Below are 17,423 nucleotides of genomic sequence, written 5' to 3' on the forward strand. Positions count from 1 at the left end.
AGACTCATCCACAAAATTAAAGCGATTTACGCAATTGATAAATTTCAATTCCAATAGCGGCAGCTTTACTGAAATCACTTTGTCGTTCTGCTTCCTTAAGCTCTGCTTCTTTTTCCTTTATTTTTAACAACTTTTTGTGATTCAACACCTGTTTGAGATAATCAGATAATTCCTGATCACTTAGTTCATCATTAATGGACATCATTTCAATGTTTGCAACCATTCTTCTAAGATTATCATCTTGGATATAGGATAAAAATGCACTTGAATCAGGTTGTAAATGTTCTTCATAAAATCCTAATAAATATGTCATAATAGCTTGATGTTCATCAACATTGAAAGTGCTGCCCTGTAATGAATCTTGAACCTTGTACGCAACATCCCTACTCTTAAGCATGTGGGCAATTAAACATCTTTCCGCCGTATGAAAAGCGGGCTTTAGATCAACGCTTTGCTTAGGAATGATAATAGGTTTGTTGTTGGAATGGACATTCCGATTATCTTTTCTTTTTTCAGCAAAATAAATTTGTTTTTGCTGATCCCGTAAAGCATCTAACGAGAGTGAAAACTCACCTGCAAGCTGCCTAAGATAATGATCCCTTTCCACAGCTTTTGTTAGCTTGCTTATTTCTTTAATTATTTGTTCGATATAGGACAGCCTATCTCCTTCATTTTGAAGATTTTTTCCTCTTCTAAAATAGAGAAACTTAAATGCCATCCAAGTTAAGCTGGCACCAATTACTTCATTACGAAATCGTTCTGAGCCATGTTGTTTAATATATTCGTCAGGATCCAAACCATCTGGCATGACGGCTACTTTTATTTGAAAGCCTGCTTCTAATAAATGGTTCCCTGCACGAAAGGCAGCCTCAATCCCTGCGTTATCGGAATCATAACAAATGGTTACGGACCCGGCACTCTGGCGTAAAAGAGCAATATGCTCATCTGTCAGAGCTGTTCCCATTGTAGCAATGCCATTTTCAACACCAGCGCGATCTGCTGCGATTACATCAGCAAATCCTTCGAATAACACAGCAGTTTGCAATTTCTTAATAGTTGGTTTAGCCTGATGGTAATTATATAGGATTTTGCTTTTATTAAAGATTGCAGTTTCAGGGCTATTTAAATATTTAGGTGTATCATCACCCATTGTCCTTCCTGAAAAGGCAATCGTATTCCCTTGTCTGTCAAAAATAGGAAACATAATTCGATCTCTAAAACGGTCAAAATAAGTTCCATCTTTTTCTCGTTTAATGATCAGCCCGGCCTTTTCCATCCACTCCGGAGAGAAGTCCCTTTTCGTTAAGAATTTATAAACAAAATCCCAGGAATTTAAGGAATAACCGATTTGAAATTTTTGAATCGATTCCTTTGTAAAACCTCTTCCTAACAAATACTCCAACGCATGTTGACCTTCATTTGTGTTTACCAATAAATGATGGTAAAATTTACGCAACAGCTCATGAGCATCATGGAAAGCTTGCAGCTCTTTGGAAATCTTTTTCTCATTTGGCATGGAAGCAAATTGAATGTCAAGGTCAATATTTACTTTTGAAGCAAGTTTGATTGCTGCTTCTTGAAATGAAATACCTTCAAGTTCCATTAAGAATGTAAAAACATTTCCGCCTGCCCCACAACCAAAGCAATGGAAAATTTGTTTATCAGGTGATACTGAAAATGATGGGCTATTTTCTCCATGGAAGGGGCAAAGTCCGAAGTAATTACGTCCTTGTTTTTTTAATTGAACAAAATCACCTATGACTTCTACAATATCTACAGTCTGACGAATTTGTTCAATTTTTTCTTCGGCAATCCGATTTGCCATGAAAAATACAACTCCATTTAGATTACATATTCGATATACAATAACTAAATTCCTGCAAATTTCGACAAAATTTTTGTTAACTCTGTCTGAAATCGTATACGGTCCTTAGTTTGAAAGGGTTTTGGACCTTTCCCATACATGCCCTTTTTCCTTGCTTTCGCATGCAAAAATCGTAAATCAAGGGCGGTTTGTATATCTTTTTCCTCAAAGAGAGACCCTCTTGGTGATATCACAGTTACACCTCGAGGTAACAATGTTGATGCAAGACCAATATCCTGAGTAATGACGATATCTCCACTCCCAGCCTGATTCATGATGTACAAATCAGCAGCTTCCTTTCCCGTGTCAACGTATTTCCAGCATCCGTATGTAGTGCTATTATCATTTATATGATGATCGTAGGAAGCGATGAAAAATACTTGAATAGAATGGGATGAAGCGATTTCGACAATCTCCTCTTTAACCGGGCAAGAATCTGCATCGACAAAAATTGTCGGAATGTCTTTTACATTTGTAATAATTCTACATCACTCCGCATATTCCTTCTTTGTCAATTAAATTTATTCAAAAACTCACAGACAAAAAAAGCACGCTACTGCATTAAGTTTAAAACCTTCCATATCAATTGAATTCTCAACTATATGTTTATACAGGCAAAATAGGTTTATGTCGAATATTTTTTCGAGGGTACCCTTGACATCTCACAATAAATAGTTTATTCGTTCACATCAAAGTCTAAACCTAAAAAGCTATATTTTTATCACAATTTTTTATTATAGTATATTCATTACCATTTTGCCATAACTTTTTTATATTTATTTTTCAGGCAAGGTCGAGAAAAAACACATAATCTCAACTGATTATGTGCTACAGTCTTCCTTTTTGAATATAATGTAGGATCACATTTGCTGTTTCTTCAACCGCTTTGTTAGTTACATCAATAATAGGACAATTGATTTTCTGAACAATTTTATCAAAGAAATCCAGTTCATCTTTAATGCGATTAATGTTGGCGTAGCTTGCCTTATCATTTAATCCTAAGGAAATGAGTCTTTCACGTCGGATATTATTCAATTTTTCCGGACTGATTTTTAAACCAAAACATTTTTCTCTCGGCACTTTATAGAGTTCCTCAGGCGGATCTACTTCCGGTACAAGTGGGACATTTGCCACTTTCAATCGTTTATGTGCCAAATATTGTGATAAAGGTGTTTTGGAAGTTCTAGAAACCCCGATTAATACGATATCAGCCTTTAATAAACCTCTTGGATCACGACCATCATCATACTTTACAGCAAACTCTATAGCTTCAACCTTCTTAAAATAATCTTCATCCAGCTTTCGAACGAGTCCTGGTTCGCAAAGGGGTTTCTTCCCGCTGAATACCTCAATCTGATCCATAATTGGCCCAATCAGATCTACAGCTCGAATGCCTTCCTGCTCTGCTCTTTCCATCATATATTTACGCATTTCTGGCTTTACAAGAGTAAAAGCAACCATTCCTTTATCCAGAGACACTAATGAAAGGACTTCATCTATATGCTCTTTATCCTCTGCGTATGGGAAGGTTTTTAATGTCATTCCTGAACCATTAAACTGGCTGATAGCTGCTTTGGTAACTAATTCAGCTGTTTCGCCTACTGAATCAGAAACAACATAAATAATTGGCGAACTCATTCTCAGTAATCACTCCTATTAGCTTTTGTCATTCATCACCTAGTGCAACAAAGGCTTTCGCAATATTGGTTTTGGTAATCCTTCCGATTACCTCATATCCATCATCGGTTTTTCGAACAATAGGCAAAGCATCAATTTGTTTTTCAATCAATTTTTTAGCAACATCTATTAATAAATCGTCCCGTTCACACATCGTGATATTGGGCATTCTTGTCATAATAATATTCACAGGAATTGTAGACAGTTCTTGCTTTCCAATGCTGGCCCTTAGTAGGTCTTTACGGGATAAGACTCCGGATAATCGTGAATTGTGGTCCACGACAAATAAAGTTCCGACATCTTCAAGAAACATCGTACAGATTGCATCGTAGGCGGAAACATTATCATTAACGACAACTGGAATTGACTGGTAGTCTTTGACGTAAATTTTCTGCAAATTTTCGGTTAGTAATTGCGCTCCTGATTTTCCAGTATAAAAATAACCGACCCTTGGTCTAGCATCTAAATAGCCAGCCATGGTCAGGATCGCCAAATCAGGTCTAAGGGTAGCTCTAGTTAAATTGAGCCTGTCCGCAATATGTTCACCTGTAATAGGTCCATTGTCCTTTACTATCTGTAAAATATGCTCCTGTCGCTTTGTAAGTTCTATTGTATTCACCACCCTTATGTTACGCCCTTTGAAGACTGATCCCTCTACAAGGCCATACTTTTATTAAAATATTATATACTAATTGTTTTTTTATTTGAAATGAAATTGCTGTGACGTCCTTCCTTTACTATATACCAAAAGGTGCGGAGGTCCGCACCCTAATAGTTTTTAGAAAGCCATCTTATCTTGTATAAATTTCTTTAGTTCAGCAATTGGAAGTCGGGTTTGTTCCATTGTATCGCGGTCACGAACGGTTACCATATGATCTTCTTGAGAGTCAAAATCATAGGTGATACAGAATGGTGTCCCAATTTCATCATGGCGGCGGTAACGTTTTCCGATTGAGCCTGCCTCATCATAATCCACATTGAAATGCTGAGCCAAATCAGCAAACACTTCTCTCGCACCATCTGAAAGTTTCTTAGACAACGGAAGTACTGCCGCTTTAAATGGTGCTAACGCAGGATGGAGATGCATAACAGTCCTGGAAGTTCCGTCTTCAAGCTGCTCCTCATCATATGCATCTATTAAAAAGGCTAACGTTACCCGGTCTGCACCCAATGACGGTTCGATACAATATGGGATATAGCGTTCATTTGTCTCCGGATCAATATAGTTAAAATCCTCACCAGAGAATTCCATATGTTGTTTTAAGTCGTAGTCGGTCCTAGAAGCTACGCCCCAAAGTTCTCCCCAACCAAATGGGAATTTGTACTCGAAGTCTGTTGTAGCGTTACTATAATGGGACAACTCATCATCGGAGTGATCACGCAGTCTTAAATTCTCTTTTTTCAATCCTAATGAATGAAGCCACTCTTCCGCATATTCCTTCCAAAAATCGAACCATTTCAGTTCTTCACCTGGCTTACAGAAAAACTCAAGCTCCATTTGTTCAAATTCTCTTGTACGGAAGGTAAAGTTACCCGGGGTAATTTCATTACGGAAACTTTTACCGATTTGCGCAATACCAAACGGAAGTTTTTTCCGCATCGTGCGCTGAACATTTTTAAAGTTTACGAATATGCCTTGTGCAGTTTCGGGACGTAAAAAGATTTCATTTGCACTAGTTTCTGTAACACCTTGAAATGTTTTAAACATTAGGTTAAATTGACGGATTCCCGTAAAATCATGACTGCCGCAATCCGGACAAGCAATATTGTGTTCTTTGATTAGTTCTTCCATTCTTGAAAATGGGAGACCATCTACGACCATTTCGATTCCTTTTTCGTCTAGAGCATTCTCAATTAATTTATCGGCGCGATGACGTGCCTTACAATTTTTACAATCAATCATTGGGTCATTAAAATTGCCGATATGGCCAGATGCTTCCCATGTTCTAGGGTTCATGAGGATGGCGGCATCCAAGCCTACGTTGTAAGGGGATTGCTGGACGAATTTCTTCCACCAAGCCTGTTTAATGTTGTTTTTAAATTCGACCCCTAATGGACCGTAATCCCATGTATTAGCGAGACCGCCGTATATTTCAGATCCTGGGAAAATAAAACCTCTGTGCTTAGCATGAGACACAATTTGTTCCATTGATACACTCATTTTCATAACTCCTTTATTGGTTTCTGTGGGTTGATTTGCGGAAAAATAAAAAACTCCCATCCCTATGCAAAAATTTTGCATAGGGACGAGAGTTACCCGCGGTTCCACCCTATTTGCTACCAATGGCAGCCTCTTTTACCTGTTCACTATTGCTCAGGAACGCCTTCCTTAGGACTCTATACCCCGGCTTCCACCATCCCGGGTTCGCTTTTATAGAATGGTCTAAGTACTACTTTCCATCACTGCAATTATTAATTTTAATGAAAATATTAACCAAAACCGGAATATTTGTCAACTCAGATTTTTAAATTGGGCCATCGAATCTAAAAATTTCTTGGTTTTAAGATGTAATCCAGAGTATTCCTCATAGTACGTGCTAATAACTTTTTTAAGTTCTTCCTTGGTCTCTTCCTTTACAGAAATATTACCCAACCTTGAAAGATCAAAATAATAAAATAGCCGTAATAATTTAACTGTTGAAGGTAGAAGTTTCATATGATAAGGATCCTTTTCCAAACAACGATGGCAAATAAATCCGCCTTCCCTGATGGAAAAAGAGAAATGTCCGTCAGTACTTCCACAAACGGCGCATTGGTTTAAAACAGGATATAACCCTAACAAATTCATCATTTTCATTTCATAAATATTCATCAGGATATCAGGATCATAGCCTTCATTCATGTAATTGAGTGTTTGATAAAGTAGTTCGAAATGGAAAGGATTGGCCTTTTTCTCCTCAGTACATTTATCCGTTAACTCAATCACATAGCTTGCATAGGCCGTTAAAAAGATATCCTCTCCGATATGGCGGAAGGAAGAAATAATTTCACCCTGTTGTAATCCGCCCAGGCCCGTTCCTCGTTGAATGAGGAAGTATCCATAGGTAAACATTTGAGAGATAGAGGAAAGTCGGCTATTTGGCTTCTTGGCCCCTCTGGCCATAACCCCAATCTTTCCCCACTCTCGCGTAAATAAAGTAACGATTTTATTGGTTTCACCATAATCAGTCGTTCTAATGACAATGCCTTCACATTTTTGAAGCATAAATGCCACCTTCCTGCGAGGCAAGAGACTTGCTTATGAAATAGGAAAATCGATTTGTGCTAGTTCATCATTCAGATTACCGGGTATTTCCTGATTTTCCTTCTCTAACTCTTTAAAGAGAAGATATGTGTCAATATTACCTGTTTGGGTAAATACTTTCCACGTAAAATCCAACATGAAAACCCCACCTTTCACTATTTAGACTAGCGTTTACAATCTCGAACCTTATATTTATCATAGCCTGCCTACGCAAAAATCATAATACGTAAATTTTGTTAATAAAGTTTACGCATATTCTAAAATATTAGTTAATACTTTATTAAAGTGACTTTTAGTATTCGTCCTCATTAAAACCATATTCTCTTAGTTGAGACATTTTATTACGCCAATCCTTTTGGACCTTAACCCATAATTCAAGGAACACTTTTGAACCTAAAAGGTTCTCTATGTCCACACGGGCACGCATCCCGATTTCCTTAAGCATACTGCCCTTTTTACCGATTATGATTCCTTTTTGGGAGTCACGTTCAACAATAATCGTTGCCATGATATGAATAACATCCTTACCTTCTTGCCGCTCTAATTTATCCATGACAACGGCTAAGGAATGTGGAATCTCTTCTCTAGTTAAATGTAGGGCTTTTTCCCGAATTAACTCCGTAATAATAAATCGTTCCGGATGGTCTGTAACTTGATCTGCCGGATAATATTGCGGTCCTTCAGGCAATATGATTTTAATTTGTTCAAGAAGACGGTCTACATTATTTCCTTGTAAAGCTGAAATCGGGATTACTTCTTGAAAATTATACTTTTCCCTATAAGCATCAATGATTGGCAATAATTCATCGGGATGAATTTGGTCAATTTTATTAATGACAAGAAAGACCGGGGTGTTAATGGATTGGAATTTTTCCAGAATGAATTCCTCTCCACGACCAAATCCTTCCTCGGCATTGACCATAAATAGAACGAGATCTACTTCTTTTAGTGTATTTTGAGCAACCTTCATCATAAAGTCGCCTAATTTATGTTTTGGTTTATGAATTCCCGGTGTATCGATAAAAACCATTTGGGCATCCGAGAGTGATAAGACGCCTTGTATTTTGTTGCGGGTTGTTTGCGGTTTATCACTCATGATGGCAACCTTTTGACCAATTACCCGATTTAAAAATGTTGATTTGCCAACATTCGGACGGCCAATAATGGAGATAAATCCTGACTTGTAACCCTTGTTATCGTTTACATTACTTAACATTTAGATCCTCCGGAGAAAAAGCACCAGGCAATAAATCTTCTACCGTTATTTCCTGAATATCACCTTTTAAATTTGTTAAAATCACTTTCATGTCTCTAGGACATAACTCAGAAATCACTTGTCGACATGCACCGCATGGTGAGCAAGGTCTTTCTGTATCGGCAACAACTGCCATCATTTTAAAATTACGGTCACCCCTAGAATATGCACTAAACAAGGCTGTTCGTTCTGCGCAGTTGCACATACTATAGGCCGCATTCTCAATATTGCAGCCATGGTACAATGTTCCGTCTGTTGTTAGAAGAGCTGCTCCTACCCCAAATTTTGAATAAGGAACATAGGCTTTTTCTCTAGCTTTTTTTGCTTCTTCAATTAGTTGCTCAATCGTCACTAGTCTTCTTCCTTTCCAGCAAAACATTTGCTGTTCCTTTATTTTACATCATTATTCGCTGAAAATCATTACCATTCAGATTAAAATATTAAAAAATTTTAAATTGTTGAAATATTCGTAAAAATACTTTAAAGGGACAGCTGTTCTGTGAAATTATTTTAACGAATTATTAACAGCTTTACAAACCCTTTATGACCATTTCACAATAAGTTTGCTTTTAAAAAAAGGCTATTAAACTTGTCAGTTAATTTCCGCTCTAGGTGCAAGCGGTTCTTGGGCGTTTTGGCGAGCCTCCTCGGCGCTTGAGCCTGCGGGGTCTCTCCAGAACCGTACTCCCACAGGACATTGATTTTCTTCCTAGAATTTCACCCACGCACGAAGGAAATGCGTTAGCATTTTCGAGGATCGCACCTTCCGCTCCAATCAACAGAGTGGAAAAAAATCAAACTGTTCTTAACACAGCCTAAAAAATATACGGTAAAAAAATAAATAATCCTACTACGATGGACAGGATTGCGAATAAGAATACCGCTCCGGCCGCCATATCCTTTGCCTGTTTGGCAAGGGGGTGAATCTCAGTTGTGGAGAGATCTACGACGCGTTCGATGGCGCTGTTTAACATTTCTAAAACCAGCATACCACCAATTGCAAACAGGACAAAAAGCCACTCCATCTTTGTAATGGAAAAATATATAGAAAGAAATAGGACTATAATCGCACTAACTAAGTGGAAACGCATATTTCTTTCTTGTTTAACAGCCGTTATGATCCCAGTAATCGCGTAGGAAAAAGAATGAACAATTGATTTTGATTTATGCTTACCGTTTAAGTCCATACTCATCTAAAATTTCCTTTTGCAGGGTAAACATTTCTTTTTCATCCTCTTCTGTCATGTGGTCATACCCTAAAAGGTGTAAAAACCCATGAATAGCCAAAAAACCGAGCTCCCTGGTAAATGAATGTCCGTATTCTTCTGCCTGTTCCCTGGCTCTAGGAATCGATATGATAATATCTCCCAAGATACGGGGTATGTCTGAACCTACCAACTCTACTTCCCCTTCTCCCAATTCTTCCATCGCAAAAGAAATGACATCCGTAGGAGCATTCTTATCACGATAATCACGGTTTATTTCCTGGATGGTTTCATTTGTTACAAAGGTAACGGAAACCTCACTATCTTCAACATTTTGCTTTTTTGCTGCAAAATGAATCAGCCTTTCGATATCAAGTATTTGTTCACTAGTTAATTCATTGGTTTCATCGGTTGAATCGATGATTAACGTCATGCTTGCTTCACAACCTTTTTCGTAAATTCAGGATATTCAATCCTAGAATGAAAAATACCCTTTAACGTCTCACACAATGTATGTGATACGGTTTCAATCTCTTTAAGTGTCAAATCACATTCATTTAATTGGCCATCCTGCAGTCGATCAGAGACAATTTTTCTAACAAGATCTTCAATTAATTCAGGAGTCGGGTTGTTTAACGAGCGGACAGCTGCCTCTACACTGTCTGCAATCCCCACAACAGCTGACTCTTTTGACTGAGCTTTGGGTCCTGGATATCGAAAATCTTCCTCCCTCACTTCAGCATTGTTTTGCATGGCTTTATGATAGAAGAACTTCAAAAGACTTGTCCCGTGATGCTGTTCGGCGATTTCAATGATTTCTTTCGGCATATGATCTTTTTTTAAGATAGCCGCACCATCCAGCACGTGTGCAATGATGATATTGGCACTTTTCTCAGGGGTCAGTCGGTCATGTGGATTTTCCCTGTGCAATTGATTTTCGATAAAGAAATTCGGGCGTCTCGTTTTCCCAATATCATGATAGTAACTACCCACCCTAGCAAGAAGTCCATTGGCACCGATCGCCTCACAGGCAGATTCTGCCAGATTTGCAACCATAACACTATGATGGTAAGTGCCGGGTGCCTCCATTAAGATTTTCCGCAACAGCGGATGATTAGGATTTGAAAGTTCAATCAATCTCATGGTAGAAAGAATACTAAAGCTTGCTTCAAAAAATGGCAGGAATCCAATAGTTAAAACAGCTGAACCAATTCCTGAAACAAGTGCCGCTATAAAAAAGTATCCGTATTCCACACTGGAGAATTGTCCATTTGGCAAAAACAATAAGGCCAAGATGGTCATTAGATTAATAAATGCCGCAAAAAGACCTGCCTGCAAAATTTTGGAACGGTGATTTTGGTTACTCAAAAAAAGAATACCGGCTAACGCACTGAACAGTATATAGATCCCTTCCGAAAAATTCAAGGTTCCAGTCACACCTTCGTTGAAAAGGATACTGCCACAAATCGAAAAAATGATCGACGAAAGAATCGCTAATTTTTCATCAATTAATATTTTTAGTAATAAACCCGCCATGGTTGCAGGGAACAGATAACCAATCCACGAATAGTTATAGACCTGAAGTAAACTCATAATCTTCATTAAGGCAATAGTCATGATAAAAATAATCCCAAATAACAGTAAGAAGGTTTGACGCTTTTCTGGCAACAATTTCATTTGATAGAAGTAGTAGTATAAGGCTGTTATGAAAATAACGATCAAAACTGCTAAACCAATAAATGGTTTATAAGCCTTTTCATTGTTTAACAAACCGACTAATTTTAATTGGCGAAATATTTCTTGGTTTATTAATTCGCCTTCTTCAACTATAATTTGCCCCTGAAGAATCTTTACAGGCTCGACACTCTCGGAAGCTTGCTGACGAAGCTCTTCAGTCGCTGCAGGATCATAAAATTCATTTTGGATGACGGCATATCTACCCAGTTCTATGGAAGCCGACCTTAAATTATCATTTAAAGTGGAGTAGCGCAATTCTTCCTCTACTCTCTTTTTGGCATTCTCGACCTCGTCAGAAGGGATTCTTTTTGTCATCACATTATTAATAGCAGTGACAGTCAAATCCTTTGCAATGGACAACTCATCTTTCCCTGACTGTACTAAGGCTGTAAAAACGAGATTAGATAGATCTTTGGTTACAGTTGATGTTAACTTGCCCTTCAGCATCGATACTTTGTCTTCTATACTGACCTCTGTGAGATGATCCGCTGAAGAGGCATCCTGCTTTTTGCCAGATTCTTTTACTTCATCATTAACTTCACTTGCTGCATTAAAAATCGAGGTAATTAAATCCACGCGATTTTGTGTGTATTCTTTTTTTAAGGTATAAACATCTTGTACCTGGTCAGCCGCTTCTTCCCGTTTCTTCTCGGTACTTTTCTTATCTTCTACTGTTCCTGGAGAACGTATGGTTTTTTCTGCAACAGAAAATAGGCTAATATCCATTTTTTCTGGCTTAACATTACTGAACAACCCTCCATACAGGGCAATTCCAAGTAATACAAAAAATAAAATACGAAAAAAGGTAATGTCAAGCAACTTTCTGACCCGAATGAAATTTTGCTGTAGTTTATCCACGATATCCCTCCAGCCACAGCACTATTAAGTATTTATAAAGAATGTTTTTGCTTATGTAAAATAATAACAGTTTTTCCACTAAGTTTCATCTTTATAAAAAGAGATTAAGCACAAAAAAGGGATCGACCACTTGGCGTCCCTTTACCCGAGCTAAGTTAGTTTCGGAGTTTTTTCGTAGGCATTAATAATTTTTGCAACTAATGGATGACGTACTACATCACTTTGCTCTAAATAAACAATAGATATACCGTTAACACCCTGCAGTATTTTTTCTGCTTCTACCAATCCGGACTTAGCACCCTTTGGCAAATCGATCTGCGTCTGGTCACCTGTAATGACCATTTTGGAACCAAAGCCTAGCCTAGTTAAAAACATTTTCATTTGTGCATGAGTAGTATTTTGAGCTTCATCCAAGATAACAAAGGCATCATCTAATGTTCGACCTCGCATATAGGCAAGAGGAGCAATTTCAATCGTACCTCTCTCCATTAGCCGTTGTGTATGCTCTGCCCCAAACACATCATGCAATGCATCATATAAAGGTCTAAGATAAGGGTCCACTTTCTCTTTTAAATCGCCAGGTAAGAATCCTAGACTTTCTCCCGCCTCAACCGCCGGACGAGTTAAAATAATTTTATTAACCTGACCATTTTTTAACGCATTTACTGCCATTACTACCGCAAGATAGGTTTTGCCTGTTCCAGCTGGACCAATTCCAAACACAAGGTCATTCTTTTTTATTGCAGTCACATAATGTCTTTGACCTAATGTTTTGATTCGAATGGTTTTTCCTTTAATATTCTTTCCAATCTCTTCTTCGTATAAATTGACAAAATAATCAAGCGTTCCACTTTTTGCCATTTGAATAGCATAGAGTACATCCCTTTGACTTATGGTAACACCCTTGCGAATAACGACCATCAATTTATCAAGAACCTGACCTGCTAGCGCTACATGGTCCGCATTCCCCGAAAGACTGACGGATTCGCCTCTAGTTATGATCGATACAGAAAGTTCCTGATCAAATATTTTTAAATTTTGGTCTGAATTTCCCAGTAAAACAATGGCTTCTGCCGGATTTTCAAGTTGTACACTAATAGTAGTTAATTTTTCTGTCATTCATGAGTCTCCTTGGAAATCGGTTGCCCGACCGCAATGTTTTCAATGATTTTAAAATGAATGTCCAGTATAACTTTACCATTTTTTTCTGATTCATGTAAAATTTTTTCATCTTTAATCTTAGCTTCTTCATCTAAGTGGCTTTTTATTTCTTTTTTCGCTAATTTTATGGCCATGGCTTGTGCTTCACTTCTCGTATACGAACGTACATATTCTTCCCGTTCCCTAATAGTTTTGTCCATAAACGAAATGGGAAGTTCCCATTTAAGAAAGTGAAGCCGATGAACATTTTTTTCCGTTACATAGTTGGAATACTCGGGTTTTCCAAATCCCCAAACCGGCACTTCCAAATTCCAAAATACCAGTGAATATTTCTGTTTTTCTTTTCCGCTATACACATTAAATTTCGTTTTATAAGGCAATTCCACGTGACTCTTATACCAAGTTTCCCCCCAAACTTCACCTTTTGCTGCAACTAATTCTGGCTGTAAACCTTCCTTTCCAATTTCACCAGACACTAACAATTGTCCTTGTTCGACGTGATCATTTATATCTACCATCTTTTGCCCCTGTTCAATATAGGTTCCAACGATTACAGCTTTCTTTTTTGCGATCAAATTCTGAGGAGACAGCGTTTCCGGACTTTTTGGCTGGTTTTTTTCAACTACCTGAAGATGATAGGTTGTCCCTTTTAACTCCACACCAACCCATGTTAGTGCACCAATATTATTGGTTAAATTTCTTTGAATGGCTTCTACATTATCGACAGAAAATTGAAATTTACCGATTTTCACACCCATCTTGTCCAATTCTTTTCGAATTTGATATTCAGTGGCAGGCTTTGCTCCTTTAATCTCGATCCCCCAAATGACATTGGACAGTAAAAAAATCATAAATAGAAAAAGACCAATTCCAATTAAAAACCCGCTATTTTTCAACATTCTTTTTAATAAAAATGGAGATCCGCTCCTTCTTAAAAAAGAAATTTTGCAGCCGCTTTTGCGGGCATAGTGGCGGATGCTTTTGGCTTCAGTAAGCCTTATTTTAAAAGTAATAGTTTCAGTCCCATGCCTCCTAACATGCCAAATATAAAGCCCATTCCTTGTTAGCACATTTAAAAAGCGTTCTAATCCCTTGCCTGTAACCTTAACTGTAACGATGCCAAATAAAAATTCAATCCACTGGTTCTTCATTCTGCTCCTCCTGGATTTTCACTTATATAAATGACTTGATCAATTTTCCCCTCAAGTAGAATTTCTTCAGGTAATATCGTTTTGATCACAAAAGAACTGCCTTTTATTAACAGCTGCCCTTGTTTTAACAGCAGCCGCAATTCTTTATCCGTAAATGCCAACAGCCCACGGTGATTTTCGATATATATATGGATTTGTCCAATCATGGTAATTCGGGGTAAATCCATCATGACATCTTGAGGTAGATCCATTTTTTTAGCCATCCAGCTGCGAACTTTACTGCCCCAGTTTTTTGCCATAAAAAAAGAACCCCCTTTCATCTCATATTTATGAAATGAAAAGAAGTTCTAGCACCATTTTTTCGATTTAAGACTTTGGTTATGTTTTACCTTCTCCCAGAAAAGTGCGGTTTTTTCGAGCGGGGTTCTCCGAGAATTTCTGACCAAATGATTCCGTTTAGTACAGTTTGAGAATCTGGTGAATCAATAGGAACAGGCTGTTCCTTCTTCTGTTCAGCCTTTTGAGTCATCCTCATTCGACCAATTGGCTTTTCAGGAGTTTTGATAGGAATCTTTGCATCTTCTAATTCTGCCTTTGTCTGAAAGTACTGTTCCTCTAATCTGGTTACAGGAGCATTATCCTGTTCAACTTGAGCGGTTTTAGGTGGTACTGATTCAAACAAAGTTCGGACATCCTCCATCCGTTTCGGAACAAAAGGCTTGCTTTTCTGAACCTGTTTGCTGTTTTTCCCAAAAATGGCGGAGAGAATCCCAATTACAATGAAAAGGATTAGTGTCTCCAACTTTCACCACTCCTTTTGTTTTACTGGTTATCCTTTTTATCGCCAGTCATTTTGCCTATCGATCCTCTCATATCTGTATCTGCTGAGATATTTTTAAGGTTTAAGTAATCCATTACGCCGATATTACCTGACTTTAAAGCTTCAGCCATTGCCAGAGGTACTGTCGCTTCTGCTTCCACAACCTTCGCTCTCATTTCCTGTACCCTGGCTTTCATTTCTTGTTCAGAAGCTACAGCCATAGCTCTTCGTTCTTCTGCCTTTGCCTGGGCAATTCTCTTATCAGCCTCTGCTTGTTCAGTTTGCAATTCTGCCCCAATGTTCTTACCGATATCCACATCGGCAATATCAATCGATAGGATCTCAAAAGCTGTCCCAGCATCTAGCCCTTTTGATAATACCGTTTGAGAAATAAGGTCAGGGTTTTCTAAAACAGTACTATGACTTTCCGATGAACCAATTGTTGAAACAACCCCTTCACCAACACGGGCTACAACGGTTTCTTCACCGGCCCCCCCTACGAGACGGTCTATATTAGCCCGCACGGTAATCCTTGCTTTTGCCTTTACCTCGATACCATTTTTAGCAACACCGGCTATAAACGGCGTTTCAATAACTTTAGGATTAACACTCATTTGCACAGCCTGTAATACATCACGGCCAGCTAGGTCAATTGCGGCACAACGTTCAAATGTTAATTCGATATTGGCACGATGCGCAGCAATAAGAGCATTAACCACACGATCTACGTTACCACCAGCAAGATAGTGACTTTCAAGCTGATTAGTGGTTACATTTAACCCGGCCTTATGAGCCTTGATCAGCGGATTGACAACACGTCCCGGAATAACTCTTCGCAGTCTCATTCCAACCAGAGTAAAAATACTGATTTTAACACCTGCTGCAAGGGCTGAAATCCATAGCATAACGGGTACAAACGATAATAAAATTCCTAAGAAGATTAATGCAATGACAACAATGGCAATGACAAAAATAGAACCTCCTGAAACTACATCCATGGTCTAAATGACCTCCTTTTATCTAACTTCCCTGACGACAATACGCGCGCCTTCAACTTTTATTACCTTTACTTTCATGTCCTTTTCAATAAAATCTCCTTCGGTAACGACATCAATTCGTTCATTACCCATAATAACCGTCCCAGATGGCCGCAAAATTGTTAGGGTAATCCCTTCCTTTCCTAGCAAGTCAGTACGGTTAATATTAGTGACATACCCGTCTTCCTTTCGGGCTGAATCTTCCAAGACCATTTTATTTAATAGAACAAGTTTTTTCCCAAGGACTCTAATCATTATAAAGAAAACCGCAATGGACACTGCTATTGCAATAATAATTGAAATCCCCATTTGTATGGTATTATCCCCTGCCAGAAACAGACTTAAAATTAACGCAATGACGCCAAGTGTCCCGGCAACTGCCCCCGGAAGGAAAAATTCCAAAAAGATTAGGACCATCCCCATGATAAATAATAAGAATGTACCGTATCCAGTCAAACCTGCCTGATAATGACCATAAAAGAATAGAACGAGCGCCAAAATCCCAATGATACCGGTAATTCCAAACTTTGGCGAAAACAACTGTAGGACCATACTGATTCCTGCCACAGATAAGAGCAAGGTTATTACGAGTGGGTTCGTTAATAATTCAGTCATCCGTACCCCCCCTTCTGTTTTATTTAACATAATGATTTACGTTAATATCTCTAAAAGGTTTCAATATATTCCTTAAAAAAATAAAAGATCACAGGCTTAAAAAACCTGTGATCTTAACGTCAGAATACTATGAAAGGTGTTGTTGTACAAATTTATTTACAAGTGCTCCATCTGCTTTACCCTTAACTTTAGGCATAATAGCAGACATCACTTTTCCCATTTCCGCTTTTGATTTTGCACCGACTTCAGCAATAGTTTCTTTTACTATTTCTGATAGTTCCTCTTCGGAAAGCTGTTTCGGCATATACAGTTCGACAATTGTCAATTCTGTACGCAATTTTTCAACCAAGTCTGGACGACCGGCTTTATCAAACTCATGGAGGGAGTCTTTGCGTTGTTTTAATTCGCGAGAAAGGATCGTTAACTCATCAGATTCGGATAGCTCTTTTACACCAAGCTTAATCGCCTCGTTTTGCATGGAAGCTTTAATCATCCGAATAACTGACAGTTTGTCTTTTTCCTTACTTTTCATCGCTTGTTTCATATCATTATTTAAACGCTCGAGAAGACTCATTTAATACACCCTCTTAAAACTTACGTTTTCTTGCTGCTTCAGACTTTTTCTTACGTTTTACACTTGGCTTTTCGTAGAATTCGCGCTTTCTTGCCTCTTGCAAAGTACCAGTTTTTGATACAGAACGTTTGAAGCGACGAAGAGCATCTTCAAGCGATTCGTTTTTACGAACGACGGTTTTAGACATCCTCTTTCCCTCCCTCCGAAACACAACACACTTACATC

Annotated in this window: 20 protein-coding genes and 1 other annotated feature; all 20 genes read right to left on the minus strand. The window is 38.2% G+C overall.

Features of this window, described 5'->3' with window-relative positions:
• Window positions 1–16 precede the first annotated feature (16 nt).
• Window positions 17–1,825, minus strand: a complete 1,809-nt coding sequence (gene dnaG, locus ACI3K6_RS14555; RefSeq protein WP_435555397.1) for a DNA primase — start codon at window positions 1,823–1,825, stop codon at window positions 17–19.
• A gap of 44 nt (window positions 1,826–1,869) precedes the next feature.
• Window positions 1,870–2,325, minus strand: a complete 456-nt coding sequence (locus tag ACI3K6_RS14560) for a YaiI/YqxD family protein (RefSeq protein ID WP_435555516.1) — start codon at window positions 2,323–2,325, stop codon at window positions 1,870–1,872.
• A 367-nt stretch (window positions 2,326–2,692) separates the two neighbouring features.
• Window positions 2,693–3,502: a pyruvate, water dikinase regulatory protein gene (locus ACI3K6_RS14565; protein ID WP_335478301.1), complete on the minus strand. Its 810-nt coding sequence runs from the start codon at window positions 3,500–3,502 to the stop codon at window positions 2,693–2,695.
• Between the two features lie 28 nt (window positions 3,503–3,530).
• Window positions 3,531–4,163, minus strand: coding sequence for a helix-turn-helix transcriptional regulator (locus tag ACI3K6_RS14570; protein ID WP_335478299.1), 633 nt, complete (start codon window positions 4,161–4,163; stop codon window positions 3,531–3,533).
• 156 nt (window positions 4,164–4,319) lie between these two features.
• The gene (locus tag ACI3K6_RS14575) at window positions 4,320–5,702 is read right to left on the minus strand and encodes a glycine--tRNA ligase (protein WP_335478297.1); all 1,383 of its coding nucleotides are present in this window, start codon (window positions 5,700–5,702) and stop codon (window positions 4,320–4,322) included.
• A gap of 78 nt (window positions 5,703–5,780) precedes the next feature.
• Window positions 5,781–5,954: a binding site (T-box leader), on the minus strand.
• 39 nt (window positions 5,955–5,993) lie between these two features.
• The gene (recO, locus tag ACI3K6_RS14580; RefSeq protein WP_335478295.1) at window positions 5,994–6,746 is read right to left on the minus strand and encodes a DNA repair protein RecO; all 753 of its coding nucleotides are present in this window, start codon (window positions 6,744–6,746) and stop codon (window positions 5,994–5,996) included.
• Window positions 6,747–6,779: 33 nt separating this feature from the next.
• Window positions 6,780–6,923, minus strand: a complete 144-nt coding sequence (locus ACI3K6_RS14585; protein ID WP_335478293.1) for a YqzL family protein — start codon at window positions 6,921–6,923, stop codon at window positions 6,780–6,782.
• Between the two features lie 154 nt (window positions 6,924–7,077).
• On the minus strand, window positions 7,078–8,001 hold the full coding sequence (era, locus tag ACI3K6_RS14590; RefSeq protein ID WP_435555398.1) for a GTPase Era: 924 nt from the start codon (window positions 7,999–8,001) through the stop codon (window positions 7,078–7,080).
• Window positions 7,991–8,419 (minus strand): cytidine deaminase, encoded by a 429-nt coding sequence (locus tag ACI3K6_RS14595; protein ID WP_435555399.1) that lies wholly within the window; start codon window positions 8,417–8,419, stop codon window positions 7,991–7,993. The genes era and ACI3K6_RS14595 overlap by 11 nt, the downstream gene beginning before the upstream one ends.
• 436 nt (window positions 8,420–8,855) lie before the next feature.
• A complete protein-coding gene (locus ACI3K6_RS14600; RefSeq protein WP_335478288.1) occupies window positions 8,856–9,233 on the minus strand; it encodes a diacylglycerol kinase family protein in 378 nt (125 codons plus the stop codon).
• A complete protein-coding gene (gene ybeY / locus ACI3K6_RS14605; protein ID WP_335478286.1) occupies window positions 9,211–9,678 on the minus strand; it encodes an rRNA maturation RNase YbeY in 468 nt (155 codons plus the stop codon). The genes ACI3K6_RS14600 and ybeY overlap by 23 nt, the downstream gene beginning before the upstream one ends.
• On the minus strand, window positions 9,675–11,840 hold the full coding sequence (locus tag ACI3K6_RS14610; RefSeq protein ID WP_435555400.1) for an HD family phosphohydrolase: 2,166 nt from the start codon (window positions 11,838–11,840) through the stop codon (window positions 9,675–9,677). Before ACI3K6_RS14610 ends, ybeY begins: the two co-directional genes overlap by 4 nt.
• 150 nt (window positions 11,841–11,990) lie before the next feature.
• Window positions 11,991–12,959 carry a PhoH family protein gene (locus tag ACI3K6_RS14615; RefSeq protein ID WP_435555401.1) on the minus strand — a complete coding sequence of 323 codons (969 nt, stop codon included), beginning with the start codon at window positions 12,957–12,959 and terminating at the stop codon, window positions 11,991–11,993.
• Complete coding sequence (gene yqfD, locus ACI3K6_RS14620) at window positions 12,956–14,152, minus strand: sporulation protein YqfD (RefSeq protein WP_335478282.1); 1,197 nt, start codon at window positions 14,150–14,152, stop codon at window positions 12,956–12,958. Before yqfD ends, ACI3K6_RS14615 begins: the two co-directional genes overlap by 4 nt.
• Window positions 14,149–14,451, minus strand: a complete 303-nt coding sequence (yqfC, locus tag ACI3K6_RS14625; protein ID WP_435555402.1) for a sporulation protein YqfC — start codon at window positions 14,449–14,451, stop codon at window positions 14,149–14,151. Before yqfC ends, yqfD begins: the two co-directional genes overlap by 4 nt.
• A gap of 86 nt (window positions 14,452–14,537) precedes the next feature.
• Window positions 14,538–14,954 (minus strand): hypothetical protein, encoded by a 417-nt coding sequence (locus tag ACI3K6_RS14630; RefSeq protein ID WP_335478278.1) that lies wholly within the window; start codon window positions 14,952–14,954, stop codon window positions 14,538–14,540.
• Window positions 14,955–14,974: 20 nt separating this feature from the next.
• On the minus strand, window positions 14,975–15,970 hold the full coding sequence (gene floA, locus ACI3K6_RS14635) for a flotillin-like protein FloA (RefSeq protein WP_335478276.1): 996 nt from the start codon (window positions 15,968–15,970) through the stop codon (window positions 14,975–14,977).
• Between the two features lie 18 nt (window positions 15,971–15,988).
• Complete coding sequence (locus tag ACI3K6_RS14640) at window positions 15,989–16,624, minus strand: NfeD family protein (RefSeq protein WP_335478274.1); 636 nt, start codon at window positions 16,622–16,624, stop codon at window positions 15,989–15,991.
• A gap of 127 nt (window positions 16,625–16,751) precedes the next feature.
• Window positions 16,752–17,198, minus strand: a complete 447-nt coding sequence (locus tag ACI3K6_RS14645; protein WP_335478272.1) for a GatB/YqeY domain-containing protein — start codon at window positions 17,196–17,198, stop codon at window positions 16,752–16,754.
• A 13-nt stretch (window positions 17,199–17,211) separates the two neighbouring features.
• Window positions 17,212–17,385 (minus strand): 30S ribosomal protein S21, encoded by a 174-nt coding sequence (gene rpsU / locus ACI3K6_RS14650; RefSeq protein ID WP_003152957.1) that lies wholly within the window; start codon window positions 17,383–17,385, stop codon window positions 17,212–17,214.
• Window positions 17,386–17,423 lie beyond the last annotated feature (38 nt).

Origin of the sequence: Neobacillus solisequens (genome assembly GCF_051233465.1) — a bacterium.
GTDB lineage: Bacteria > Bacillota > Bacilli > Bacillales > Cytobacillaceae > Neobacillus.

Coding starts and splice junctions, on each gene's coding strand:
- dnaG (WP_435555397.1), bottom strand. CDS start 1,825: ATGGCAAATCGGATTGCCGAAGAAAAAATTGAACAAATTCGTCAGACT.
- ACI3K6_RS14565 (WP_335478301.1), bottom strand. CDS start 3,502: ATGAGTTCGCCAATTATTTATGTTGTTTCTGATTCAGTAGGCGAAACA.
- ACI3K6_RS14575 (WP_335478297.1), bottom strand. CDS start 5,702: ATGAGTGTATCAATGGAACAAATTGTGTCTCATGCTAAGCACAGAGGT.
- recO (WP_335478295.1), bottom strand. CDS start 6,746: ATGCTTCAAAAATGTGAAGGCATTGTCATTAGAACGACTGATTATGGT.
- ACI3K6_RS14585 (WP_335478293.1), bottom strand. CDS start 6,923: ATGTTGGATTTTACGTGGAAAGTATTTACCCAAACAGGTAATATTGAC.
- era (WP_435555398.1), bottom strand. CDS start 8,001: ATGTTAAGTAATGTAAACGATAACAAGGGTTACAAGTCAGGATTTATC.
- ACI3K6_RS14595 (WP_435555399.1), bottom strand. CDS start 8,419: ATGTTTTGCTGGAAAGGAAGAAGACTAGTGACGATTGAGCAACTAATT.
- ACI3K6_RS14600 (WP_335478288.1), bottom strand. CDS start 9,233: ATGAGTATGGACTTAAACGGTAAGCATAAATCAAAATCAATTGTTCAT.
- ybeY (WP_335478286.1), bottom strand. CDS start 9,678: ATGACGTTAATCATCGATTCAACCGATGAAACCAATGAATTAACTAGT.
- ACI3K6_RS14615 (WP_435555401.1), bottom strand. CDS start 12,959: ATGACAGAAAAATTAACTACTATTAGTGTACAACTTGAAAATCCGGCA.
- yqfD (WP_335478282.1), bottom strand. CDS start 14,152: ATGAAGAACCAGTGGATTGAATTTTTATTTGGCATCGTTACAGTTAAG.
- yqfC (WP_435555402.1), bottom strand. CDS start 14,451: ATGGCAAAAAACTGGGGCAGTAAAGTTCGCAGCTGGATGGCTAAAAAA.
- floA (WP_335478276.1), bottom strand. CDS start 15,970: ATGGATGTAGTTTCAGGAGGTTCTATTTTTGTCATTGCCATTGTTGTC.
- ACI3K6_RS14640 (WP_335478274.1), bottom strand. CDS start 16,624: ATGACTGAATTATTAACGAACCCACTCGTAATAACCTTGCTCTTATCT.
- ACI3K6_RS14645 (WP_335478272.1), bottom strand. CDS start 17,198: ATGAGTCTTCTCGAGCGTTTAAATAATGATATGAAACAAGCGATGAAA.
- rpsU (WP_003152957.1), bottom strand. CDS start 17,385: ATGTCTAAAACCGTCGTTCGTAAAAACGAATCGCTTGAAGATGCTCTT.